The organism is Stenotrophomonas sp. STEN225 (genome assembly GCF_056756445.1).
Map to the genome: position 1 here is coordinate 104,690 of NZ_JBRRBV010000002.1, position 21,062 is coordinate 125,751.

32 protein-coding genes and 1 tRNA gene are annotated in these 21,062 nt (G+C 64.7%); all 33 read right to left on the minus strand.

Translation table 11 applies throughout. From position 1 onward, the window contains the following. Window positions 1-2: 2 nt before the first annotated feature. The gene (locus ACVOJ1_RS02750) at window positions 3-362 is read right to left on the minus strand and encodes a contractile injection system sheath initiator (RefSeq protein ID WP_346479954.1); all 360 of its coding nucleotides are present in this window, start codon (window positions 360-362) and stop codon (window positions 3-5) included. Beyond that, window positions 359-988 carry a Gp138 family membrane-puncturing spike protein gene (locus ACVOJ1_RS02755; RefSeq protein ID WP_346479955.1) on the minus strand — a complete coding sequence of 210 codons (630 nt, stop codon included), beginning with the start codon at window positions 986-988 and terminating at the stop codon, window positions 359-361. The genes ACVOJ1_RS02750 and ACVOJ1_RS02755 overlap by 4 nt, the downstream gene beginning before the upstream one ends. Further along, entirely contained in the window at window positions 985-1,857 is an 873-nt protein-coding gene (locus ACVOJ1_RS02760; protein ID WP_053517534.1) for a phage protein, read from the minus strand. The genes ACVOJ1_RS02755 and ACVOJ1_RS02760 overlap by 4 nt, the downstream gene beginning before the upstream one ends. Continuing rightward, window positions 1,857-2,177 carry a phage baseplate plug family protein gene (locus ACVOJ1_RS02765; RefSeq protein WP_346479956.1) on the minus strand — a complete coding sequence of 107 codons (321 nt, stop codon included), beginning with the start codon at window positions 2,175-2,177 and terminating at the stop codon, window positions 1,857-1,859. Before ACVOJ1_RS02765 ends, ACVOJ1_RS02760 begins: the two co-directional genes overlap by 1 nt. Beyond that, entirely contained in the window at window positions 2,177-2,782 is a 606-nt protein-coding gene (locus tag ACVOJ1_RS02770; RefSeq protein WP_346479957.1) for a phage baseplate protein, read from the minus strand. Before ACVOJ1_RS02770 ends, ACVOJ1_RS02765 begins: the two co-directional genes overlap by 1 nt. Window positions 2,783-2,784: 2 nt before the next feature. Beyond that, the gene (locus ACVOJ1_RS02775; protein WP_346479958.1) at window positions 2,785-3,741 is read right to left on the minus strand and encodes a gp53-like domain-containing protein; all 957 of its coding nucleotides are present in this window, start codon (window positions 3,739-3,741) and stop codon (window positions 2,785-2,787) included. 63 nt (window positions 3,742-3,804) lie between these two features. Further along, window positions 3,805-5,862 carry a tape measure protein gene (locus ACVOJ1_RS02780; RefSeq protein WP_346479959.1) on the minus strand — a complete coding sequence of 686 codons (2,058 nt, stop codon included), beginning with the start codon at window positions 5,860-5,862 and terminating at the stop codon, window positions 3,805-3,807. 148 nt (window positions 5,863-6,010) lie between these two features. Continuing rightward, window positions 6,011-6,502: a phage tail assembly chaperone gene (locus tag ACVOJ1_RS02785; RefSeq protein WP_346479960.1), complete on the minus strand. Its 492-nt coding sequence runs from the start codon at window positions 6,500-6,502 to the stop codon at window positions 6,011-6,013. Continuing rightward, on the minus strand, window positions 6,502-6,933 hold the full coding sequence (locus ACVOJ1_RS02790; protein WP_346479961.1) for a phage structural protein: 432 nt from the start codon (window positions 6,931-6,933) through the stop codon (window positions 6,502-6,504). Before ACVOJ1_RS02790 ends, ACVOJ1_RS02785 begins: the two co-directional genes overlap by 1 nt. A gap of 11 nt (window positions 6,934-6,944) precedes the next feature. Further along, a complete protein-coding gene (locus tag ACVOJ1_RS02795; RefSeq protein WP_346479962.1) occupies window positions 6,945-8,027 on the minus strand; it encodes a DUF3383 family protein in 1,083 nt (360 codons plus the stop codon). A 70-nt stretch (window positions 8,028-8,097) separates the two neighbouring features. Further along, entirely contained in the window at window positions 8,098-8,607 is a 510-nt protein-coding gene (locus ACVOJ1_RS02800) for a phage neck terminator protein (protein WP_346479963.1), read from the minus strand. After that, the gene (locus ACVOJ1_RS02805) at window positions 8,604-8,975 is read right to left on the minus strand and encodes a phage collar protein (protein WP_111185553.1); all 372 of its coding nucleotides are present in this window, start codon (window positions 8,973-8,975) and stop codon (window positions 8,604-8,606) included. The genes ACVOJ1_RS02800 and ACVOJ1_RS02805 overlap by 4 nt, the downstream gene beginning before the upstream one ends. Next, window positions 8,975-9,424, minus strand: coding sequence for a hypothetical protein (locus ACVOJ1_RS02810; RefSeq protein ID WP_346479964.1), 450 nt, complete (start codon window positions 9,422-9,424; stop codon window positions 8,975-8,977). Before ACVOJ1_RS02810 ends, ACVOJ1_RS02805 begins: the two co-directional genes overlap by 1 nt. Then, window positions 9,412-9,816 carry a DUF4054 domain-containing protein gene (locus ACVOJ1_RS02815; protein WP_312557749.1) on the minus strand — a complete coding sequence of 135 codons (405 nt, stop codon included), beginning with the start codon at window positions 9,814-9,816 and terminating at the stop codon, window positions 9,412-9,414. Before ACVOJ1_RS02815 ends, ACVOJ1_RS02810 begins: the two co-directional genes overlap by 13 nt. 2 nt (window positions 9,817-9,818) lie before the next feature. Then, window positions 9,819-10,163: a hypothetical protein gene (locus ACVOJ1_RS02820; RefSeq protein WP_346479965.1), complete on the minus strand. Its 345-nt coding sequence runs from the start codon at window positions 10,161-10,163 to the stop codon at window positions 9,819-9,821. Beyond that, complete coding sequence (locus ACVOJ1_RS02825) at window positions 10,163-11,116, minus strand: major capsid family protein (RefSeq protein WP_279924377.1); 954 nt, start codon at window positions 11,114-11,116, stop codon at window positions 10,163-10,165. The genes ACVOJ1_RS02820 and ACVOJ1_RS02825 overlap by 1 nt, the downstream gene beginning before the upstream one ends. Window positions 11,117-11,182: 66 nt before the next feature. After that, window positions 11,183-11,641, minus strand: coding sequence for a structural cement protein Gp24 (locus ACVOJ1_RS02830; RefSeq protein ID WP_346479966.1), 459 nt, complete (start codon window positions 11,639-11,641; stop codon window positions 11,183-11,185). A gap of 6 nt (window positions 11,642-11,647) precedes the next feature. Further along, complete coding sequence (locus tag ACVOJ1_RS02835; protein WP_346479967.1) at window positions 11,648-12,715, minus strand: DUF2213 domain-containing protein; 1,068 nt, start codon at window positions 12,713-12,715, stop codon at window positions 11,648-11,650. Between the two features lie 9 nt (window positions 12,716-12,724). Further along, entirely contained in the window at window positions 12,725-13,402 is a 678-nt protein-coding gene (locus tag ACVOJ1_RS02840; RefSeq protein WP_346479968.1) for a phage head morphogenesis protein, read from the minus strand. 113 nt (window positions 13,403-13,515) lie between these two features. Continuing rightward, window positions 13,516-14,796, minus strand: coding sequence for a phage portal protein (locus ACVOJ1_RS02845; protein WP_279924383.1), 1,281 nt, complete (start codon window positions 14,794-14,796; stop codon window positions 13,516-13,518). Beyond that, window positions 14,793-16,214: a phage terminase large subunit gene (gene terL, locus ACVOJ1_RS02850; RefSeq protein WP_346479969.1), complete on the minus strand. Its 1,422-nt coding sequence runs from the start codon at window positions 16,212-16,214 to the stop codon at window positions 14,793-14,795. Before terL ends, ACVOJ1_RS02845 begins: the two co-directional genes overlap by 4 nt. Before the next feature lies 1 nt (window position 16,215). Next, window positions 16,216-16,689, minus strand: coding sequence for a DUF2280 domain-containing protein (locus ACVOJ1_RS02855; RefSeq protein ID WP_346479970.1), 474 nt, complete (start codon window positions 16,687-16,689; stop codon window positions 16,216-16,218). 31 nt (window positions 16,690-16,720) lie between these two features. Then, on the minus strand, window positions 16,721-17,311 hold the full coding sequence (locus tag ACVOJ1_RS02860) for a putative metallopeptidase (protein WP_346479971.1): 591 nt from the start codon (window positions 17,309-17,311) through the stop codon (window positions 16,721-16,723). Window positions 17,312-17,337: 26 nt separating this feature from the next. Further along, entirely contained in the window at window positions 17,338-17,625 is a 288-nt protein-coding gene (gene lysC / locus ACVOJ1_RS02865) for an Rz1-like lysis system protein LysC (RefSeq protein WP_346479972.1), read from the minus strand. Then, window positions 17,601-18,035, minus strand: a complete 435-nt coding sequence (locus ACVOJ1_RS02870; protein ID WP_111185532.1) for a hypothetical protein — start codon at window positions 18,033-18,035, stop codon at window positions 17,601-17,603. Before ACVOJ1_RS02870 ends, lysC begins: the two co-directional genes overlap by 25 nt. Beyond that, window positions 18,022-18,264 (minus strand): hypothetical protein, encoded by a 243-nt coding sequence (locus ACVOJ1_RS02875; protein ID WP_111185530.1) that lies wholly within the window; start codon window positions 18,262-18,264, stop codon window positions 18,022-18,024. Before ACVOJ1_RS02875 ends, ACVOJ1_RS02870 begins: the two co-directional genes overlap by 14 nt. Further along, window positions 18,261-18,578 (minus strand): hypothetical protein, encoded by a 318-nt coding sequence (locus tag ACVOJ1_RS02880; protein ID WP_227255505.1) that lies wholly within the window; start codon window positions 18,576-18,578, stop codon window positions 18,261-18,263. Before ACVOJ1_RS02880 ends, ACVOJ1_RS02875 begins: the two co-directional genes overlap by 4 nt. Further along, the gene (locus ACVOJ1_RS02885; RefSeq protein ID WP_346480044.1) at window positions 18,575-19,093 is read right to left on the minus strand and encodes a glycoside hydrolase family 24 protein; all 519 of its coding nucleotides are present in this window, start codon (window positions 19,091-19,093) and stop codon (window positions 18,575-18,577) included. Before ACVOJ1_RS02885 ends, ACVOJ1_RS02880 begins: the two co-directional genes overlap by 4 nt. Before the next feature lie 77 nt (window positions 19,094-19,170). Next, a tRNA-Gly gene (locus ACVOJ1_RS02890) sits at window positions 19,171-19,244 on the minus strand. A gap of 122 nt (window positions 19,245-19,366) precedes the next feature. Further along, on the minus strand, window positions 19,367-20,080 hold the full coding sequence (locus tag ACVOJ1_RS02895; RefSeq protein WP_346479973.1) for a hypothetical protein: 714 nt from the start codon (window positions 20,078-20,080) through the stop codon (window positions 19,367-19,369). After that, window positions 20,073-20,309: a hypothetical protein gene (locus ACVOJ1_RS02900; protein WP_263178053.1), complete on the minus strand. Its 237-nt coding sequence runs from the start codon at window positions 20,307-20,309 to the stop codon at window positions 20,073-20,075. The genes ACVOJ1_RS02895 and ACVOJ1_RS02900 overlap by 8 nt, the downstream gene beginning before the upstream one ends. Beyond that, window positions 20,306-20,758 (minus strand): RusA family crossover junction endodeoxyribonuclease, encoded by a 453-nt coding sequence (locus ACVOJ1_RS02905; RefSeq protein WP_346479974.1) that lies wholly within the window; start codon window positions 20,756-20,758, stop codon window positions 20,306-20,308. Before ACVOJ1_RS02905 ends, ACVOJ1_RS02900 begins: the two co-directional genes overlap by 4 nt. After that, complete coding sequence (locus ACVOJ1_RS02910; protein ID WP_346479975.1) at window positions 20,755-21,027, minus strand: hypothetical protein; 273 nt, start codon at window positions 21,025-21,027, stop codon at window positions 20,755-20,757. The genes ACVOJ1_RS02905 and ACVOJ1_RS02910 overlap by 4 nt, the downstream gene beginning before the upstream one ends. Window positions 21,028-21,062: the final 35 nt, after the last annotated feature.

Sequence of the window (21,062 nt, forward strand, 5' to 3'; positions counted from 1 at the left end):
GGTTACTCCAGAGTGATGGTGTCCGCAACGAGGCCTTCGTCGGTGCTTGCCTGGAAACTCACTTCCAGCTTGCGGGCCTCGCGGTCGATGTTGAGCCGCATACTCGTGACTGCGGTCACGCTCGGAACGTCGTTGATTCGTCGCCGCAGCACCGCCTCGATTTCGCTGCGATTGGGCCGTTTCACGAGGATCGACTCGAGATAAGGGACACCGAAGGTAACGTCGAGGAAATACTCGCCAAACCACGTCATCAGTGTCACTTTGATCTGCTGGCGCACGCGGAACGCGCCGTCCACGAGCACCACATTGGCGCCGTCCACCGCAAGGTCGTGCACCGCATTAAGCTTGAGGTCCAAACTCATTTCTGCGGCTTCCCAGAAGTACCAGTTCCCGGCGTGACGCCGGTCGTGATGTGTTCGATCAGGCTCACGCCGCCTGCGGTGACATCGCCCGTAGCCTCCAGCTTTCCTCTGAGCAGAACGTCCGCATCGATGGTCAGGCCAGCAGGAGCAGAGATGTTCGCTGCACCGCTTGCCGTGATGGTGATATCACCTGCGGGAGATATGGTGATGCTGGCCGAGCCGAATTGGACCACCAGGTTCTCGGTGTCGACCTTCTGCACGCCAGGCCGACAGACTGGCGTCGCAAACGCGTCGCTAAGATCGAACATCCTGGGATCTCCCGGCTCTCCGTCTTCCCCGGACAGCCAATTCTCCAGCGCCCGCTCGGAGAAGTGCAGCGTCACGTCATCCCCAGCCGCAAGCGGCACCGAGATGGTTGCCTGGCCGGCCATGCCGCGCGGGAAGTGCACGGGAACGCTGACGATCCGTGGCGCTACCAGCGCCTCGCCCGAGGACAGAGCCTTGCTAAGAGCTGGCTCAACTACAGCAGCATGCCCGTCGAAGCTCACGATCTTGCCAGGCAGGCATGTGTGTACCTCTGCCAGCTCGGTGGCGATCAGCCGCCGAAGGTCGGATGCCTGACTCATGACACCTCCACGATATGCAGGTCGGTTGTCCAGTCACCACCGTGGTAGTCGCCACTGTGCGAGACTGATTCGACGCGCCAGATCCCCTTAACCTGCCGGCTGTCCATGCGCACCCGGTCGCCCGGATTCAACCAGGGAAGCAGCAGTGACCGGACGCGCCAGCCGTCTCGACGCTGCCGCTCGGATCGGACAGTCTTTCCACCGCCGGCGTCCTTCTCCCGGCTGGCCTCGCGCACACGCTCCGGTGAACCGATCAGTCCGGATGCAGCGTTCAGCACGACCACGCTGCGCTCGGTCACACCCTTGGTGGCCACTACCTGCAGGGTCTGGTTCTGGATTGACCATTCCAGACCTGCCCCCCTGCATAGCTTGTGCAGCGCGGCACGGGCAGGCCCGTAGAAGCTGAAGCCGTGTTCCCACGTCCTTGGCGTCAGAGACCGAGGCATGTTCAGGACCAATCCCATCTTTCCCGCCACGTCCTGGATGATGGTGGCCGACGTTGATCCTGCGCCATAACTCAGGCTCACCGCGCTGTCGCGAAGCTCGCCATACCCGTCGGCGATCGCAAGCTCGGTGACCACATCGGGCGAATCGAAGCGAGTGAAGGCATCGACCACCGTGCCAGCCGCCAGCAGGATGGCTCCACTCTCTTCCTCGTATCCCGCGTACAGATAGGCGCGAAGGTCAGGCTTCTCCAGAGCTTTCCGCGTCGACGGAGCGAGGTTATAGATCCGGATCGAGTGAACGTTAGGATCTTCTTCAGCATCCTTCTGCACGTCGAACTGGATCTGCATCGGCGGCAGGATGGTTGTGCCCTGCCCGCCTGGAGGTCCAACGACCAGGCGATAGGTGCGGCGGAACCGTGGCATCAGGCGATCTCCGCAGCGGGAATGTAGATAAGGCTGGCCAAGCCCTTCCGGAATCCGTCACGGGGGATTCCCGGCGTGTCGCCCAGCACCAATGCCATCAGCTCTCCAGGCGGTAGCGCGAGGTAGTGAAACCGAGCAAGTAGCGGAACGTTGGGCACCACGACGATCCCGGCAACGATGGTCTCTCGGTTGTAGTTCTGGACCTCCATCGACCACTGTGAGGCCTCGCTGTTCCAGCTCAAGCGGACAAAGTAGGTCTCGCCGTCAAGCTCGACCTCCAGCAGTTGGTCATTGGCATCGATCGTGGTGATCTCGAACATCAGATGACCCCCGGCGAAACGCCATCACGTCCAAGCTTCAGGCCCTCATCTACGTAACGCGTGGCCTCTTGACGTCTCCTCTCGTCAAGGTCTTCCGTACTGGCCTTACCGGCGCTCGTACGTGTCGATCCCGCCTTGCCCTTGGCCCTGGGCGCAGCCTTATCCTCAGGCACGGTTTCCGTCTTCAACTGGGCCTTGACGATCTTCCGGAAGTCGCAGTCGATGGAGAAGTGGTCTCCTTCGTTCGTGCGGCCAATTCGGCACCGCTCCATGACCATCTCTGTGTAGGTATCCATGCCGGTGCTGATCGTGACCAGCTCGCGGGCCTCATGAAGTCGTCTCAGAACGTCTTTGGCCTGGACCAGCTTCTGCCAGCCGTTGGCGCCGAAGACCGTGATCTGCGCCGAGGTCACCATGCCCGATAGCGACAGCTTCTCGGCATCATTCGACACGTTGTCGGTGATGGTGCTGCCATCCTCGACGGGGTAGACGGTCGCATAGCTATCCAGCACCGTGTCCTCGCTGATGAGAGCATCCAACTCCAGTGCGCCGACGGCCGCACGAGTGCCGAACACCGAGCTGAAGGTCAGTGCAGTCAGCGCCATGGTCAGTACCCGATTGCGAAGTAGCGGACGATCCCAGGTGTAGCAGTGCCCTGTAGCAATGTTCCGCCATTCGCGTCGAGGTCGCGGATGGAGCAACCTGCATCGCCGGTCGTGCTGAAGATGAAGCCCAGGCAGGAGAACGCGTTCAGGCAGGCGGTCGGGAATGGCTTCGGCCACGAGATCCGCAGCGAGGAGTCAGCCGGCACTGTGGCGACGCCCCACTGGATGATGAAGCGAAAGCTGTTGATCCCATTCACCAGCTCCATGAAGCCGTTCTCGGACATCATTGCGTCCGCGATTGCTGCGAACGGGTCCAATCCGAGGTTGCTGCGCGCTTGTCCTACGGTTGTTGCGCCGGTGCCGCCCTTGTTGAGTGGAAGCGTTCCGCCCATCTCCTGCAGTTGCACGTTAAATGCATGGGTATGGGTCGTCCCGCCTGCCGCGTTCTGGCTGCCCGCGGTAATGGCGCTGGGTGTTCCCATGGCGATCACGCGGTCCGCGCCAAGGGTGCCGCCGCCGGTCAGGCCCGCCCCTGCGGTGAACTGCCTGCCAGCAAACACGAATGAGCCAAGGTTCGTGGACTCGACCTGCGCCTGCAGCGTGCTCCCGGACCAGCCGATGAATACCTTGTTGTTCCCTTGCCCGACGCCGCCACCCTGCTGCACGGGCATGAACCCTAAGCCGTCTTGCTTCAGGTCCAACTTGGACTTGATGGCGAGCCACAACGTATCGGTTGCATCCGCCGCCAGCGGCATTCCTGCCGCGTTGGTGACTCCTTTGACTTGGTTGTACAGCCACTGCTGTCGAAGACCGTCGCCGCGGTGCACCGCGTTGAACTGCTCGACCGCAGGCGGAACCTGGCCTATGAAGCCCCATCCGGCTCGAACGGCCTCTTCGGACAGATCTGCGACCGGACCGTCTGCCGCCCAGGTAACGGTGAAACCTTGGAAGAATTCCATGCGCCAACTGGCCTCATGTTGCGGGCGCGGCCACGGCCAAAGCCATGGCGCGCGCCGAGTGGTTTAGAAGCTCTCGACCGGCGTCGGCAGCTGGTACTGGAAGCCGGTCATGGCCTTGCTGGTGCCGCGCTGTGCGGCTGCGCCATAGGCGGCGGGGTTGCCGCCAGGAGGTGCGGTAACTTGGACGCTCGCGGTCTGGGTTACGGTCTGGTTCACCGCAGAGCGGCCCGCATTCACGACCGACCCCGCCGATACGCTGCCAAGCGATCCGGTCGCGTTCGCTGTGATCCCGATGCCTTTCTTGGCCCAATCCGGGATCAGCCCCGACACGAAGTTCCAGCCGGCGGCGAACTTGGCGGTGATCCAGTTCCACAGCGCCTCCACGCCGGACCTGAGCGAGGACCAAGCGCTATCAGCCGTGACCACGATCCAGCCGATGGCAGTACCGATGGCCTCGGCCAGGCCGACTACCAACTTGATGATCATCCCGATGAGCTTGATGTTGATCTTCAACGGGAACAGCAGAGCCTCACCGAACAGCTTCCCGTAGTTCGCGGCATTCTCCAGCTCTTGCGATGTGCTCTGGACCGGCTTGATCAACTGAACGAACCAGTCCCAGATCTGCTGCAGCCAGCCGCCGATGGTTTCAAACGCAGGCATCAGCGGTGAAAGCGCATTGGTCAGTTCCTGGAGCGCCTCGCTACCGGCTGCCGCAACGCCTTCCCACACGCCACCGAAGAACGCCTTGATCGGCTCCCAGTACTTGTAGATGAGAGCGCCCGCAGCTATCACTGCGGCAGCGATGACAGCGAACGCCATCGCGCCCACTGCTCCGACTCCAGAGAGCACCGTGCCAACCGCCCGAATCACACGCAGGAAGCGCAATCCGCCGCCCCCGAGCTTGGCAAACGCTTGAGCAGTTCGTCCCCTCGCAAGCCTATCGAAGAACAGCAGAAGCGGCCGCCCAGCGCTTTGCAGGGTCTCGAGCACGGCCGCGAGTACTCGGAAGACCCTTACAGCGGCCACGCTCCCCGCTACAGCCCCAAGAGCCGCTCCGATGCTAGCCATGTTGCGGACGACCCACTGCGCAGCGACGTTGAATTTCTCCGCCAACTGGTATTTCTCGTTGAGCTCGCCAGCAAGACGCGTGAACTGGTTACGGATCTGCGTGAAAGACCGTTGGAACGTCATGGGCAGCGATTCCATCGCTGCGTCTACCTCCCTCGTCTGCCCCAGAAGTCCGTCCGCAATCCCTTTCGACGTCAACTTTCCTTCTGCTGCCACTTTCCGAAGTTGGTCGGCTGTGATCCCGAATGCCTTCGCGATCGCGTTGGCCAGGACCGGCGCTCCCCCCAGAACCGAGTTCAGCTCTTCGCCGCGTAGAACGCCGCTACTCATTGCCTGGCCGAACTGCTCCAAAGCCGCCTGCTGAGCCTGCGCGGATCCGCCGCCGAGCGAGAGCATTCCCCCCAGTGTGCTGGTCAGCTGCAACACTTCGTCGTTGCTCAAACCCAACACCTGGCGGTTGCGAGCAATGCGCGTGTAGGTGCCAACCGACGTGGAATAGTCCTGGCCTTGCTGCTGAGCCTTGCTGAACAGAAACTCCCGGGTCCGGGCACGATCTGCCGGTGACTCGTTCTGCAGAGCGATTTGCCCCTTGGTCGTAGACCAGGTGTCGGCGGCATCCATGAAGGCTTTGCCACTGATCGTTGCCAGGACGCCTTGGATGGCTCCCTGCAGCATGCCGCCTGCAAAGCCAACTCCGCCACCAACCGCGCCCGCCCCACTGCTACGCCGCATGCGGCGCTGCCGGGCCTCCACCCGATCCATCTGCCGGAGGACCTCGCCATATCCCTGACGCGCGCCCTGCCGCAGGCCAATCCCGAACTCCCGGGCTTCGCGGGTCAGCCGGCCCATCGTGCGGGTCAACTGGTTGCCGGTCCGGTTCATGCTTGTCAGCTCGCGATTGGCGACCTGTACGCCGCGCTTCAGCTGGTCGTTGGCGGCCTTGGCGGCCGTGTTAACCGCCTTCTCCGCCCGCCGGTAGCCGTCGACATACTTCTTGAGGTTGCCCTCCCGCAGCTCATAGCGCAGGACGGTGACCAGTTCGCGCAAGGCCATGGTTACTTCCCTTTCGGCTTCTTGCCCGACGCCTCAGACGCCTCGCGGGCGTCCAGCAAGGCGTTGAGCTTGATCAGGTCCATGAGATCAACCGTTCCCTGGTTGATCTCGGTCATGGAGACGATGCCGGCCATCACCGGCCGGAAGATCAGGAACTCCCGTTCGAGCTCGGGTTCGAACCGTCCAGCAACCCGCCCAGCTTCTCCCCGAGGCCCGACCCAAAGAGGCCGAGCCATCGCCCCAAAGGGCCGGCGAAGTTCAGCTTGATGATCTCGAAGAGCAGTTCCAGGATCTCCCCGAAGTCATCGAACGCGTCGTCCATCTGGTTCGGTGTCAACTTGCGCGCGTCGCGTCCGGCCTTCTCGTAGGCGACCCGCTCGGATTCGATCAGTCTGCTGCACCAGGCATCCAGGCCCTTGCCATCCAGCGATCCGGAGAACGACCGGATTGCCCCCAGCAGCACCGCTTCATCGAGTTCGCCATCGTCCTCGTCGGTTTTGCCGGCTGCAGCCGTGAGCAGGGTTCCCACAGCGGGCAGCAGCTCCTTCTGCAGGTCGCCGAAGATCCGCAGCTGGTCGCGCGGTGCGAAGGTCGTCAGGTAGAACGTCGTCTGCCCGATCTTCACTTCCTTCTTGGCCATCAGCGTGCGCCTCCGACGTGGTAGGTCGCCTCGTTGGACGTTTCGATCGTCCACTCACGATTGCTGATGGTCGCGCCGAACTCGGTGTTCGGCTTCTTCACGATCCACGCTCCGGGGTCGGCGATCAGGGTCCGACCGGTGAGATCGGTGATGGCCAAGGGGAGCGCGCCCTGCCCGTGCGAAGCCCGGTCGAAGTCGGCTGCGGCAGAGAGCGCATCGTTGCTCTTGCTGGTCTGCAGCAGGGTCAGGGTGATCTGCAAGGACCGGTTCTGCGACATCGAACGGCCCTTCTCGCCGTTGGCACCCACCACCGAGGCGATGCCGTCCCCCATCTCTTCCACCGAGATGAAGGTGTCCTCGGCGTAGCCGGAGATGATGTGCGGTCCGAAGGTGATGATCACCTGCGAGGAATCGTAGGTCTTGACGCCCATGTTCGAGGTCCTTAGATGCTGTAGGAGAGGGTGCCGGTGATCTCGGTCGTGTGGATCGCGCCGGCCAGGCGCGCGGAGAACTTGATGCCCTCCAGCAGCCGCTGAGACTTCACACTGTCGGCAATCTCGGCCAGGCCGGGATAGGTAATCCGGTACGACTCCAGCACGTTGTCGTTGGCGTCGGTTTCGCGCGGTGCGATGCCTCCGGCGGTGACACCAGCGTCAAGTGCCGCGCGCAGCGCGGTGACGATCACCTGGATGCCCGCGCTCGTGTACGGAATCTTGCCGTCGGCCTTCGCGAGGACGTCCACGATTCCGGTCTGCACGCGATCCTTGAGCCAGTCGCGGAAGCGGATGATGTCGATCCACTCGCCACTGGCGACGGTCCCGTACTGGCTCAGGCCCAGATTGCGGAACTGTTCGTAGGTGTTCGCGTTCTTGCTGCGCACGATCTGCGACTGCCCCTCGGTCAGCGGGTCAGTCTGCACACCGCTCAGCCGCACGTTCGCCCAAGTCTCGGCACCAGGGTCATAGGTGAAGCGATTGGCGGCAAGCGCGGCTTCCACCCACTCCGTGCCGGCGCTGGCGTGATACCAGAGCGCCGTGCGGTTGTAGTTCAGGGCCTTCAGCTGGCTCGCGATATCCGCGTCGCCGGCGGTGATGATGCCGGCGTCGCCGCTGCTGGCCAGCTGCAGCTTGTCGTTTGCCTCCACCCAGGCGGCGGCTTCCATGATTTCGGCCGCAACGCGCGACAGCTGGATCAGGCCATACCAACCGGAATGGGCGGCCCGGATCGCCACCAGGGCTTCGGTGATGGTCTCGGTCGGGTCGCCGTCTTCGTCCACCGTGCGGCGGCCGACGTACACCTGATCGATCGCCCGATCCTGCTGGAAGACAGTCTGGACGGCCGTGTACAGGGCATCGGTCAGTGCGACACCACGGTCCAACAGCTCGTCGGCGGAGGTGACCAGGAACACCCGGTCGGCCGAGGCCGGCAACGGGGCGAGGAACAGCAGGTCGCTGAAGGACTGCTGGTTGATCGAGGTGGTCGCCAGCGAAATCTCGACCTTGGCGATGCGGTCAATGGATGCCATTGCAGGTTGCTCCTGGGCATAGAAACGAACGCCTGGCGGCGCGGGAGGGCGTGGTGCAGATGCCGGGCGCTCAGGTGGCGCTGGTGGCGTCGAACGTGTCGACCAGGTCTGTGCCGTGGTCCTGCAGGGTCATCTCGCCCTGCACGGTCTTGATCAGCCCGACCTCTTCGTCGTGCTGCTTGGTGTAGCGGATGCCGATATCCAGCACTGCTCGGGGCTCGTACTTCGCCCCATCGCGCAGGACCGGAATGTTCTGCACCGAGTCGGTGGCGTAGACAGCAATGTTGGACGCATACCCCGCCGCGACCATGTATGGTCCCTTCAGGCGCTGGGACAGATCGTCAAGCGCATCGAAGGATCCATCTCCGAAGCACTGCAGTTCGACGGTGGCATCCCGGTGGGCGGCGTAGGTCTGAACCCCGTCGTCGCTCAGGTCTGCTTCCAACAGCGGCGCGCGCGGCGCCGTATCAACCCGAACAGTGATGTAGGGGAGCTTGGGGCGAGGACCATTCTGGTTGGCGAAGATCAGCTGCAGGGTGGTTGCCTTGCCGATCAGGGCACGGATTTCATCTTCGATCATGCGCCCTCCTCGCTCGACAGCTTTTGCCGGACCGCCAGATAGCGGTAGTGGTTCACCCCGCGCATGCCCATGTTCCAATCGCTGCCGGCGGTGACCAGGTAGCGATCGCCGCGGTAGATGACGATGTCGCCGTTACTGCCGGTGTCGCCAGCAACCGCCAACTGCGTCCGGGTATAGATGCGAACAGCCGACTCGACGCGACGGCCTTCGGCCAGCGCCTGCAGCTGGTCGTAGTCCTCCTTCTTGGCCGGCTGAATGCTGGCCCTGAGGTCGATCTGCGTCTCCTGGCCATCCTGCCAGCGACCATCGACATAGGCGCCTTCGCCCCGGGTGATTCGCGGATGTGTCCGTTCCCCGAGCATGCCCATCAGACCTTCTCCCAGCGGATGGCGTTGACCAACGTGCCGTGGTCGACCAGTGGCACATCGCTGCCCTTCTGGGCGACGGTGGATGGCGCATTGGGCACGGCCCAGCTCTTCGATGCCCTGACGTGGGCCTGCTGTTGCTGCTGAGCGAACTCGCCCAGTTGCGCCAGCGCGGCGTCGATCGGGGCGCCCTGCTCCACCCGTGTAGCGACTCGGTCCATGGCCATCCCGAGCACCCGCTCGTTCTTCTGGGCAAAGTCCCGGATGAAGGGTCGGGCGGGGATGTCCTGCGTCCCCAGCTCGTTGTAGATGGCAATGTCCAGCAGGCTGACCCCGTCCTGGGTGCCGGCTTTGGCCTGCACCCCGACCTTGATCCCCCGGCCATCCAGCGCATCGACCTGCTTCAGGTACTGCGCCAAGCCATCGCCGCTGCTCTTGGTTATCGCGGCCATCCGCAACACCCCATGGGCTTTGGGCTGACGGTGATGGCACCCAGCCGCGCGCAGATGTCGTTGAGGGCGGCCCAGCGCGCGTAGAAGCCCGCCGGATCGGCAACGCCACCGCCGGTGGCGCCGTCGAAGTAGGTGCGGCTGAGGTCGCCGTCCGTCTGGGATTTCACACCCAGCGGGACGACCTCGCCGTTGTCCGCAGCCTCCTTCTGCTGCTGGCGGCTGTAGAGAAGCCACGCGGCGTACCACGCAACCGCCTCGTCCGCCTTCTTCTCCGTGAGGCATGCCGGCCTGTAGGCCTCCGCCATCGAGATGGCCGTGGCCTTCTCTTCCGGCGTGGCGGTCAGGCCCGGGGCGAGGAAGTCCAGGATCTCGATGACGTCGGCCATGGCCATGGTTATGCGTCCTTCTTGTTGCCTTCTTCTCGGATCTGGTCCAGGCGCATGGACCCAGGCCCAGCCTCGAACGCAGCGATGGCGTCCTTCAGCTTCTCGACGCCCCAGTTGGCGCCGGCGTTGGGGACGCCCAGCTCCTTGGCGCGGGCGACCAGCGCGGCTTTGTCTTCGCCGTCGCCGCCGGTGCCGGCCTGCGCGCTGGGTGCGCCCGATACCACTTCCAGCAGATTCGCCTTGACCAGCTTGCCGAGGTTCTTCGTCGGCTGGGCGTCGAACGTGCCGCCGGGGGCGATCACCTTGCCATCGTGGACGTGGGCGCCCACGGATTTGTTCTTGTAGGTCGCCATCACAGCACCGCCTTGGTGAACGCGAGGGGATAGAAGACCGAAACGCCGGCACTGCGGGCCATGCACGGCACCACCAGCTCCAGGTTGCGGGCCTGCGCCGGCAGCTGGTTGAACTGCATCGGCACGTCGTGGGTGATGTTGTCCGGCGCGAACTCGCCGGCAATGATCAGATCATCGCCGCCCGGGCCAGCGCCCGAGAGCTCGGCCATCTCTTCGAACTCCAAGCCCGGATGCTTGCGACGGAAGAACTCGGCCACGGTCAGGCCGTTCGAGTCCGGCAGGCGCTTGGAACTGATGATCGACAGCGGCTCGGTGGCCATCGCGAAGCGATTCGGGGTGTGCACACCCTTCGACTGCACGCGCACCGCGTTGTAGATCGCGTCCAGGTCGGCCAGGATCACGTCCGCGTCGGTGGCCATGGTCCAGCCGCCGGTGATGGTCGTGGTGCCGATGTTCGGGTGGTTGGTCAGGCCGTACAGACCATAGGCGGCATCGCCAACCATGCCGATCAGGTTCAGCTTGATTTCCACCGCCAGGCGCGCGGCGTTGGCCTTGCGGGTCGGGAGATTGGCGCCGGTGGCGTTCGAGGCGATCAGCTCGTTGACGTTGTAGCCGTAGCTGTCACCGATGGTCTTGACCCGGATGGTCTTCTCGACGCGGGCCACGTCGGCGCGCGGCAGGTCGTCGGCGTAGTTGGCGATGACCTTGGCGATGCCCACCGAGTCGTAGACCGAGTAGGTCACGGTCTCGGCCCATTCGGGGACGTCGCTCGACGGCGGGACCAGCATCAGCCCCTTCATCGGCGGCAGCTTGCGGTCGTAGGTGCGGGTGCGGACGTAGTCCAGCTGGCGGGCAGTGAAGATGCCAGCATCCTGCCGGACCAGATCGGCTCCGGTGTTCTGCTGGAACTGCGCCACTGCCGAGAGGTCAGCCTCGTCGTAGTGCTCGTGCATGGTGGTTTCCTGATATGCAGAAGCCGCCCGAAGGCGGCTTGGGAGGGGTGTCGGTTGCAGACCGGATTACGGAGCGGCCGGCGGCACCGCGAACGGGTTGTGCAGCTCGACCAGGGCGACGTTGGACGACACGCCAGCCGGATCCGTGACGGCGACGATGCCGCTGCGGAACACCGCGTTGGGCAGGGCCGTGCCAGCGTTGGCCACCCGGCCATCTGCGGCGAAGGAGACCGGACCGTCGACGGTCACGGCACCGCCTGCGGCTACCTGTGCCCAGACATGGCCCTTGGTCATGACCGAAGCGCAGTCGTACTGGACATAGCCGGCACCGTTGATGGTGTGGCTGTGCAGGCTGATGCCGCGCACCTTGGTGCCAGCCCCTGCGACCAGCACGCCGCTCGCGTCCGTGCCAGTGACCAGGCCGAGGCCGAGGCCAGCAGCGCCAACCGGGAACGATTCGACGCGGTCGTCGCCCGAATCGCCCTTCATGCCCGCAAACGCGCGGGACTGGTAGTCCTCATACATGGGGAATCACTCCTCGGTGGTTTCGCCGCTGTTGCGGGCGATCATGCGCTCGCGCGCGGAACGGGCGTCCTGGCGGACTTCGGGGTTGTTGCCGGCAGGGCGCTGGCCGACCAGGTCCTGCCGCTGGCTGGCGACCGCGTCCTGGCGCTGCCCCTTCTCGGCGATGGCCAAGTCGTAGGCGGCTTCGATGTAGCCGTCGCTCTTGCCGGTCAGGTCGAAGCTGTCGCCGCGCACCTTCTTGATCACGGCACTGCGGATCTCGGTGTCGGTGGCGTCGGGCTTGAAGCTAGCGCCGATCTTGGTTGCGCTGTCCTCCAGCAGGATGCGGGCCTTGGCAGCCGCGGCAGCATCGGCGCGGATCTTGTCGGCTGCCCTCTCGGCATCGACCAGCTTGGCCTCGGCAGCATCGGCGCGAGCCTTCTCCTTGTCGATGTCGGAGCGAGCGGCGGTGAGCGCGTCTTGCGTTGCCTGCAGGGCGTTGGCGACCTCGGGCGCGGCATCGTAGGAGATGCCGGAGTCCAGGCGAACCTTGACCATGGTCATGGTGGTGTCTTCCTCGGTTGTGTCGGCGTCTGCCGCGTCAAGATTGAGCCGGGCGTTGCCCGCACGGCCACGGGGGACCAGGGCCAGATGGTTGACCCTGATGTTTCGCTGGATGGCGTCGTACCGCTCGCCATTGATCTCGCCGGGCGTCTCCTCGATGTCGAGGGTGTAGCCCAGGCTCAGTTCCTTCTTGCCGGCCGCGATGGGCGCCGTGTCGTAAATCACCACGTCGCCGCGCGCGTCGTCGCCATCCCGCCGTCCTTCGGTCAGGAGGGTGCCAACGGTGTGCACTTTGGCGTTGCTGGCAGTGACCAGGCCGGGGTGCCCGTCCGTGATCGGCTTGCCGCGGTAGCTGGACAGCGAATCCGCGTGGAAGACCTCTTCCGGCGGTCGGTACTCCCGGCGCAGCTTCCCGTCAGGACCGCGGTAATCAAAGATCCCCGTGCGGGTGAGGATCGGGGCGTCCTGGATGAAGCCCTCGACGGTGGTGGTCGCCTTCAGCTCCACCCGATCAAAGCGTTGTGCGGGCATATTGCCCTCCTAGTGAACGATGAGTGCCGCGAGGTCATCCAGATCAGGCAGTACGGCCTCAGCACTGCACCGGCAGCGAATGGGCTGCCCCGGATGGCCGTCGGCTGGCGGCTGATCCCAGCGATACGTCTTCCCCTCGCGAGCGACGTGCTCGGATCGCTCGCGGCCATCCAGCACGCCGCGCCAGCGGTACTCTTCGACGCCGATGCCCTGCTGCCGGGCTTGGGTGATATCGCCGTTCAGCTTGCCGATCTGGTCCCGAGCGATCAGCTCGGCTCGGTGCTTGGGCAGGTCGTAGGTGTCGCGCACGACCTTGATCACGTCCCTGAGGCTGCGGCCCGATTGGACCGCCGCCGTCACTCGCCCCCGCAGCTGCTCCACATACTGCGTGGGGATTGACTGGATGAGCGATAGATTCTCCGCCTCCCAGACTCGCATCAGGCCGCGAAGGTCCGGATCCGCCGTCAGGATGTTCACCCCGTAGGCGGACCTCAGAACGGCATGGAACTGCTGCTTGTTGAAGGCAGTCGTGCGCCTGGCGAACTCGGACACCAGTGGCCCGAGCACTTGGTCCTGCACCGATGACAGCGAGGTGGCCGCTGCCAGTGCCTGCACAAGCTCGTCGTACCAACCTGCCGCGATCGACGGGTCGACCGCGTCGGACCGATAGCCCAGCGCGCGGATCACCGCCGGCCCCACGACCGCAGTTAGCTCGGTAGCTATGGCCGTCAGTGCCTGCTCATAGTCCCGCTCGACGCCAGCCGGATAGAGCCAGCGCCGAGGTTTGCGAGCCGGCCGGCTCACAGGCCGCCCGCATAACTCGCCGCGGTCCCCGGTGTGCTGTCCTTCGGCACCAGCCCGAACAAGCCGCGCTGCTCGACATAGCTGCGGGCATCTTCCTCCGAAACCGCACTTGTGCCGGTGATGGCAACCACAGCCTCGGCCTCGGTTTTCAGCGCCTCAGCCTTGGTCTTCTCAATGTCGGCCAGTTCCTTCTCCGTCAGCTGCTTCAACGGCGACCACTGGACCTTCCAGTTGTCGGGAGCCTTCCCCGCCAGCGCCCGCTGTGCACAGATCAACGCGATGACGCGCTCGAGTGCCGGCTGCATCCTCAGGCTGCGCAGCTGCTCGACCAGGTTGTAGTAGCCTTCGAAGTCGGCGTCCCCGGTAGCGTTCTGGCCACCTGGCGAGCGGCCGAACAGCAGCGTGACGGGGATGCCTGTCTCCGCCGACAGCGCTATCTGGAACTCCTGCAGGAGCTGGTTGACCCCGCCCACGTTGGTGTCGCGGATGTCGTAGTCGTCCTCGGCGTCCACAGCGACGCTGTTTCGGATCCCGCGGGCTTGGTCCACCATCGTCAGGCGCTTCTGGATGGCCTGCTCTTGGTTCGCGACGATGGCGGCGGCCATGCCCTTCATCTTGTGCACGGCCTGTTGCTTGCGCCGCAGGATTTCCTTGGCGAGGCTGGTCGCTTCGATGTAGTCGCGGATCCGGCGGAAAGCGCGGGTAGCTGCCGCCCTCCCCCGCCAGGGGATGTTGTCCTGCCGCATCTGTGCCGGGAGCGGCTCACCCGGCACCTCGATCAGCCGCGACTCATGCACCAGAACCTGCGTGCCTGCCCCACGTACCCGAAGCCGGTACAACTCGGGTTGCCCGTAGTTCCGGGCATTCGGGTCGTTGTAGGACCGATCGATCGACACATCATCGATCTCGAACGCACGCAGTTCCTCGATGGTGTCCAAGCGCTCAGGTTTGAGCGGGTCCCTCAGCAACCCGCCGTCAGCGGCAATCACCAGAAGGCATCCGCCGCCCCGCAGCCGAGACCAGCGCGCAGCATCGGCGAGCAACGGAAGCACGTTCAAGCGCTCCAGCTCCACCTGGATGACACCATCCGTGTCACCGGAGATCGTCACACCGCCCTTGACCGCGTTGTCCGCCGGAAGATCCACTACCCGCGCGGGCAGCCCGCCCTCGGCGTACAGATGGGAGTCGCTGACCAGCGCGGCGGAGACGACCGCCCCCAGGCTCTTGTCACCCAACACCGCATCCATGTATCCGTCTTGCTGCAGGTGGTTGCTCATTGGGCCTGTGCCATGAAGAGGGCCAACTCGTCGTCCAGGGCATTGAACGCGCGGGAACTCGCGTCCACCTGATCATCGAACTGACCGTTGGGGAACATCTTGTATTCGTTCATGAGCGGGTCGTTCCAAGGAGCCCGCAGCATCTTCACGTTGCCGGCGTTCACCTGAGCGGCGAAGCCCGCGTTCCGGGTGACTTTGTCGCCGCTCTCCAGCGAGAAGGACGAGGGCACGCCGTATAGCTTCCGGCTCAGATGCATCACCTGCGCCTTGCCTGCTTGACCGGGGTCCTGGGGGATCGACTGAAGGCACATATCGGCCTTACCGGTGTTGCCAATGGCCGTCTCGACCTCATCCGGCCCCATGCGCTCGCGCAGCACATCGGCAATGTAGATGACCCCTTCCGATGAGCGACCGAGCTTCACACCCGCTGTGTAGTCGCCCCTCTTCATCTTGGCCTCGGTTCCGGCCAAGTCCCAGCCGCGCACGAAGTGCAGGCCCGCTGGCAGCGCGTCGACTGTCTCGATCTTGCCAGTCTTGATGATGCCGCCCTCGCCCGGCGACGGCTCCTGCTGGTATTGCCCGGAAAACACGTAGGGCATGGCCTCGCGCATGCGGTCAAGGTCCGCCGCCGTGTGTTTCTCCGGCCAGAGAGCGCCGCCGTCATCGGACAGCGCCCGGAAGCAAACGTGCTCCCAGACCTCACCGTTGCCGCCCGGCCGCGCCGGTTCGCCGGGCTTGCGGCCCAGAAGCCAACCAGCCAGGTCCCGCTCATGCAGGCGCTGCATGATGACGATGATCGGCGTCTCGGGACTGTTCACGCGCGACTGCAGCGTGTTGTTGAACCAGTCCAGGACGCCGCTACGGACCTTGTCGCTCCCTGCTTCGTCCGGCTTGTGCGGGTCATCGATGATGATCGCGCCGCCGAAGCCTGGCCGTGCCTTACCAGCGCCGAAGCCGGTGACCGTGCCGCCGGCGCCGGTGGCATAGACCACACCGCCCTTGGTGGTACGCCAGTCACCCTTCGCGCTGCTGTCTTTTCGTAGCTGCACCTCAGGGAAGATCTCCCCGTATACCTCGTGCTGCACCAGTTCGCGGGTGTTGGCGCTGTTGTTGAGCGCCAAGTCCGCCGCATAGCTAATGTGGATGAACTCGGACTCCGGCACCTTGCCCAGACACCAAGCAATCCAGTTCACCACCGCCAGCTCGGTTTTGGAGTAGCGCGGCGGTAGGTTGATCACCAGCCGCTTGCATTCGCCCCGATAGACCCGGTCCAAGGCTGCGCACAGCTCGGCGTGGTGCCGGGCGCGCATCCACGGGAACCCCTTCTTGCGCATGAAGGTGTAGCGGCTGAAGAAGTAGAAGTCCTCACGTGCAAGCTCCGCCGCCACCATCTTCTGTTCGGCGGTCAGCTCAGCCACGTCACACGTCCTCTAATAGCCCCCGCGCCACGTCACGGAACCGGCCGGGCGTCATGTCCGCGCTCTGGATCGGTCCTCCGTTGGGTCCGCTGTGCTCCACCTGCTGGCGGTTCGTATACGCCCCACCAGTCTCCTTTGCCGCCTGCTCGATGAGCTGCGCGGCAAGCCCCAGATTCTTCATCTTCTCGGCCTGGTTCACCATGCGATTGAGCGCCCGGAGCCGCACTGCCCGGTTGGCGATAGGGATGTCCGCCGTCTCGGCTTTGAAACGCTCTCGGGCGCTATTGAACAGGTCCACCCAGCGGGCCGCCAGCTTCCGGCCGGCGTGCTTGGTCGGGTCATGGGACTCAACCGTCTGGCGGCTGACCGTCACCCCGAACTCGTTCTTGACCGCTTCCACCACCGTGCTGGGCGTGTCGAAGCACGCCAACTGCTGGACGATGAAGGTCTTCACATGGGCATCAAGGGCGGGCATCTCTGTTCAGCCTTGTCGTGCCCGGTCGTGTCTATGCCGCCCTCAGGAGGCAGGTCCCACATGACCGGGCAATGTTGATCTTGGCCACCTCGGGCGGCCTGCCTGCTGCGTCTACCATCCGCTGGACCTCCTCGCTGGCTCCGTACCTGCGCACCACGCCGACGAACTCGCCCACATCGTGCCCTCGCATGGCCAGGCAGGCGGTGCCGTCCCTGTGGAACTTCGGGGCACCGTACTGATCCGTCTCCTGGCTCAGGTGGTAGAGCTCATGCTCGACCAGCGCGCAGAAGTCGGTATCGCTGCACTCGGCGCAGTAGTCGGCGGCCAGGGTTATGACTGCATCCGGCACCCGGCCGAACCAGTCGACCATCTGGCGCTCCATACGGGCCTTCTGCCACCCACCGGCCCGAAAGGCGACCAGCTCGGCCTGCCCCACCACGGTCCTGCCCTGCTTGGTGAACGAGGAGGACGCCCAGAGGACTGCAACGTCTGCGCCTTGGAGGTGCTGGTGATCCGAGTTGTGGAGGTTCCCCCCTTCGTCCAGGACCTCCCCCTCTATCCATGCCCACACCTCGGGCGCTGGCCTGAACTGCTGGGTCAGGTCCTCCAGGTCGATCTCCAACAAAGTTGGGGGCGGCAGCGGCCTACTCACGGCTCGGCGCCTGCTTTCCCCAGCTCCCGGATCTCGCCCATGCGGGCGTCACAGTCCTGCAGAGTAATCAGGTTCGCGTTGTAGGCGTCCACCACTGCCTCCACTGTGCGCGACTCGGCGCGTCTGGCTGGGCACGGCTTGGTCAGGCGCGAATCAACCGGAACCAGCTTCTCCACCGGCACATAGACCTTCTCCGGCAGCTTCGGCTGCTCCGGCTTCTTCGAGCATGTGCCGAAGCCACACAGAGGCAGCATCAGGATCAGAGCAAGGGAATGGAATCGCACAGGGCCATCTCCAGTTGAGACCGGCAAGCCGGTATGGCTTTGGCGGCCGCCAGTGCCTTCTCGGCCGCCGTAGCGCGGCGCTGACTCTCGGCGGCGACCGCTTCTGCCCGACGCGCGGCCTCATCGGCTGCCACCTTCTGCCGGGCTGCGGCGTCGATCGACGCCTGTGTCTGCCGGTTCACTTCCCGCAGAAGCTCACCGGCGGCATTGGCCGCGCGCAGGTTCTCGGCAGCCTGATCTCGGGCGTCGTCGCGCTGCTTCTCGGCCTTGGCGATGCTGGCCTGGGCCTTGGCGACCGCGCGATCCTCGCCGCGCTGGCATCCGGCGACGAACAGACCACCGGCCAGCAGGATCAAGAGGCCCCAGCGAAGCAGATCGGTATAGGGACGGATCGGGTCAGGGATCAGCACGGCTACCTCCCCTCGGCTTCTGCTTGAAGCTGGTCGCCACAGGCACCAGGAACGCGCCGCCGACGGCCAGGCCGCCCAGCACGATCAGGCCCCATTCGGGGAACAGCTGCTGCGCGCGCTCGGGCATCAAGGCGTAGGCGCCGAGTGCGGCAGCGGCGGCAGCCGCCAATGTGGCCAGCCAGGTGCTGGCGCGTCCGGCCACGCCATGCCAGTTGAAACGGTCCTTCACTTCAGCCCCCTGAGCTGCTTCAGCTCGCGGATGTCCTGCTTGTTCTGCTCGACCTGCACGGCCTGCTTCGCCAGTTCAAGCTTCAGCGCTGGCACGTCCGCGAGCTGGGTGTTGATGGTCTGCAGCTGCTGCTGCACGGTCAGGACCTGTTGGTTAGTGACCTGCTGCTGGCTGAGCAGGGTCTGTACCGACCCCACCAGCCAAAGCACGCCGGCAACCACACCGCCGGCGAACGCGCCGACGATCCACTTTTCGACTGGTCCCAATGAGAGGCGAGTGCGGCCGTCCTGGCTCGGCTGGGTTTCCATGCTCATGCGCTCCCGCCCACCTTCCCGCCGGCCTGTCGGTATACGTCCAGCAGGTTGGCCAGCTTCTTCTCGGGCTGGCCGTAGCCGGCCCCCGGCAGGCTCGCCCAGATGTTGCGGACCTTGGCGATGGCCTCCGCGATGCGACCCGACTGGATCAGCGGCAGCGCTCGGCGCTCCCGGATCAGCTGGATGGCCCAGCGATCCTGCGACAACGGCCCGAAGTCCGGCAGCTTCAGTAGGTCCCGGTAGTGGGCATAGTTCTTCAGCATGAACTGGTAACGGCCCGACGCATTCGAGGTCAGGCCCTTGCTGTTGATGCGCTTGGACTTCCGGCCGCGCGAGAACGGATGCACTGAGTAGTCGGTGAACACCTCCGGCACCCGGTCAGCGCCGGTCACGATCACGTCGTAACCGCGGTCCTTGGTCGCCGGGCTTGTGCTCGTCCCTTCTGCCCAGGCCAGCATGTCGAGGAAGGCCACGACGTTCACGCCGCCAGCCTGTTGGGGTGTGATGTGGGTCATGACCTTCCCTGCATAGGTGCCCGCCCCGCTGCCGGCTGGGCGCGAGGGTTGATCCGGTCGGGGGTTGCGGGCGTAGATGGAGCGGGCCATGGGAATCGAACCCACGTGGGCAGCTTGGAAGGCTGCAGCCTGACCACTCGGCCAGACCCGCATAACAAAAAGCCCCGCACGATGGCGGGGCTGAGGCAGTGAGGTTGGCCGGTGGCCAAACCTCGCGATGGTGAGGATTCTGCACGCCAAAATGTAAAGTCTGCAACCTTACATCCGCGAGACCTATGCAGCTTGCGCCTGTGCCCGCCATTCGCGATCACTCAACGCGCGAGAGAACTGCCTTGCCGCATGTTCGGCCTCTCGATTGAGCTCTGAGAGAAGCCACTCGAACACCTGCTTCCAGCGTTTGGGATAGTCGACAGGATGGCAACCCATAGCCATCGCTCGCCGGCGATCCGGCAAGGGCTCGATCCCGGTGCACCTGCACTCAGGGCAGCCCTTGTCGTTCACCAATCCCGTGCCCTTGCAGTTGGGGCAGCGGTTGCCGCTGGCCAGCTCCGCCACCACTGCGTCGACCATGCGTGAGAGGTGCTGGTAGGTGTTCCTCGGCCAGGCGTTGGCGCGTGCGCTCGCCACCGCAGCCTCCCGTTCCCGCAGGATCCGCCGCTGAGCGTCGGACAGACCGCGCCGGCTCAGGCTGACCATTTCCTTGGAGAAGCTCAGATCCTCTTCGGCCTCGGCCAGCGCACGCGCACGCCGGGTGAACTCTGGGCGCACGATCGCAAGCACCGCCTCGGCCAACTTAGCCCGATGCCGCATTGCCCCGTCTGGCAGGTAGACGGCCTCCATCACCTCACGGCCAAGCCCGGGAGGAACCATTCCCAGCGCGGCGGCGATGTCGGATGTCTGCAACGAGGGCGTGCCACCGCCCTGCCCGACATCAAACCTGCAGGTTTGGGGATTGAGCCGTGCCAGCAATTCGCGTCGGTCAGCCATCTCTTCTCTCCTGTTGCATATGGTCCCGGCTTGGCCGGTCAATGGTGTAGCGCATGTGTCGGCGGTTGCCGGCCACCTGGACAAGCCCGGCGTCGGCCATGTTGCAAAGCGCCTTGATGGCCTTCCTTCTGTTGATTCCGCACGCCTGCATGCCATCGGCGATCTCGGAAGCGAGGTGCCAGCCAGGGTGCTCTCCCATCCAGAACCGGACAGCGGCGGCGAGGCTCATGGCTCGACCCTTCCGATCTCGATGACGCAACCAGGTGCGTCGAGCGCGTCCGCCCCCTCGCCCGGGTAGCGCTTCGCCGCGGTGCACTCCACCACTCGGGCGTCGTCGCGCCAGATGCCGGCGTCGGTCAGAGCGTCTTCAGTCGATCGCACGAGCTTGGACAGGTCGGGCAACTTGCTGGGGAAGACCCTTCGGCGCTTCGGGGCGCTCAGCGGCTTGGACAACGTGAAGGTCATCCGGACTTGCAGCGGCTCGTCCAGCACGGCAAGACCCAGTGCCTTGCGCACCTGTTCGGCCGCCAGCTTCACGTCCTGTCGCCATGGGCGCACCTTCTTCGACGCCTCCACAAGTTTGGCGTGAACGAGCCCATCCCGGCCCTTGTAGGTGCCCTTGAAGGCCTTACTCCCCTGAGGTGCCGGGGATCCGTAGACCACTATCCGGATGGTCATACGGCCACCATTACCAGCCCGGCCTGCCAGATGAGGGCTTTCTCTTCCTCGGTGTATCTGCGGCCCTGATCCAGCTCCTGATGGCACGCCCGGCAGCCACTCGCGAAGAAGCAGTCGTGGGCCTTCATCGCCCCACCCTTACCGTGACGACTCTGGTTGCTGTGGCAGGGCTCGCCGTATCCGCCCACGCAGACGCCAGGGATGAGGAGGGTGCACTGGATGCGGTAAGCCAAATCCAGCAGGTCGCGGTCGCGGTAATTGCTGTGCATCAGGCACGTCCCCCGCATACAATCCCGCGATCAGA

Coding starts and splice junctions, on each gene's coding strand:
- ACVOJ1_RS02750 (WP_346479954.1), bottom strand. CDS start 362: ATGAGTTTGGACCTCAAGCTTAATGCGGTGCACGACCTTGCGGTGGAC.
- ACVOJ1_RS02755 (WP_346479955.1), bottom strand. CDS start 988: ATGAGTCAGGCATCCGACCTTCGGCGGCTGATCGCCACCGAGCTGGCA.
- ACVOJ1_RS02760 (WP_053517534.1), bottom strand. CDS start 1,857: ATGCCACGGTTCCGCCGCACCTATCGCCTGGTCGTTGGACCTCCAGGC.
- ACVOJ1_RS02765 (WP_346479956.1), bottom strand. CDS start 2,177: ATGTTCGAGATCACCACGATCGATGCCAATGACCAACTGCTGGAGGTC.
- ACVOJ1_RS02770 (WP_346479957.1), bottom strand. CDS start 2,782: ATGGCGCTGACTGCACTGACCTTCAGCTCGGTGTTCGGCACTCGTGCG.
- ACVOJ1_RS02775 (WP_346479958.1), bottom strand. CDS start 3,741: ATGGAATTCTTCCAAGGTTTCACCGTTACCTGGGCGGCAGACGGTCCG.
- ACVOJ1_RS02780 (WP_346479959.1), bottom strand. CDS start 5,862: ATGGCCTTGCGCGAACTGGTCACCGTCCTGCGCTATGAGCTGCGGGAG.
- ACVOJ1_RS02785 (WP_346479960.1), bottom strand. CDS start 6,502: ATGGCCAAGAAGGAAGTGAAGATCGGGCAGACGACGTTCTACCTGACG.
- ACVOJ1_RS02790 (WP_346479961.1), bottom strand. CDS start 6,933: ATGGGCGTCAAGACCTACGATTCCTCGCAGGTGATCATCACCTTCGGA.
- ACVOJ1_RS02795 (WP_346479962.1), bottom strand. CDS start 8,027: ATGGCATCCATTGACCGCATCGCCAAGGTCGAGATTTCGCTGGCGACC.
- ACVOJ1_RS02800 (WP_346479963.1), bottom strand. CDS start 8,607: ATGATCGAAGATGAAATCCGTGCCCTGATCGGCAAGGCAACCACCCTG.
- ACVOJ1_RS02805 (WP_111185553.1), bottom strand. CDS start 8,975: ATGGGCATGCTCGGGGAACGGACACATCCGCGAATCACCCGGGGCGAA.
- ACVOJ1_RS02810 (WP_346479964.1), bottom strand. CDS start 9,424: ATGGCCGCGATAACCAAGAGCAGCGGCGATGGCTTGGCGCAGTACCTG.
- ACVOJ1_RS02815 (WP_312557749.1), bottom strand. CDS start 9,816: ATGGCCATGGCCGACGTCATCGAGATCCTGGACTTCCTCGCCCCGGGC.
- ACVOJ1_RS02820 (WP_346479965.1), bottom strand. CDS start 10,163: ATGGCGACCTACAAGAACAAATCCGTGGGCGCCCACGTCCACGATGGC.
- ACVOJ1_RS02825 (WP_279924377.1), bottom strand. CDS start 11,116: ATGCACGAGCACTACGACGAGGCTGACCTCTCGGCAGTGGCGCAGTTC.
- ACVOJ1_RS02830 (WP_346479966.1), bottom strand. CDS start 11,641: ATGTATGAGGACTACCAGTCCCGCGCGTTTGCGGGCATGAAGGGCGAT.
- ACVOJ1_RS02835 (WP_346479967.1), bottom strand. CDS start 12,715: ATGCCCGCACAACGCTTTGATCGGGTGGAGCTGAAGGCGACCACCACC.
- ACVOJ1_RS02845 (WP_279924383.1), bottom strand. CDS start 14,796: ATGAGCAACCACCTGCAGCAAGACGGATACATGGATGCGGTGTTGGGT.
- ACVOJ1_RS02855 (WP_346479970.1), bottom strand. CDS start 16,689: ATGCCCGCCCTTGATGCCCATGTGAAGACCTTCATCGTCCAGCAGTTG.
- ACVOJ1_RS02880 (WP_227255505.1), bottom strand. CDS start 18,578: ATGAGCATGGAAACCCAGCCGAGCCAGGACGGCCGCACTCGCCTCTCA.
- ACVOJ1_RS02885 (WP_346480044.1), bottom strand. CDS start 19,093: ATGACCCACATCACACCCCAACAGGCTGGCGGCGTGAACGTCGTGGCC.
- ACVOJ1_RS02895 (WP_346479973.1), bottom strand. CDS start 20,080: ATGGCTGACCGACGCGAATTGCTGGCACGGCTCAATCCCCAAACCTGC.
- ACVOJ1_RS02900 (WP_263178053.1), bottom strand. CDS start 20,309: ATGAGCCTCGCCGCCGCTGTCCGGTTCTGGATGGGAGAGCACCCTGGC.
- ACVOJ1_RS02905 (WP_346479974.1), bottom strand. CDS start 20,758: ATGACCATCCGGATAGTGGTCTACGGATCCCCGGCACCTCAGGGGAGT.
- ACVOJ1_RS02910 (WP_346479975.1), bottom strand. CDS start 21,027: ATGCACAGCAATTACCGCGACCGCGACCTGCTGGATTTGGCTTACCGC.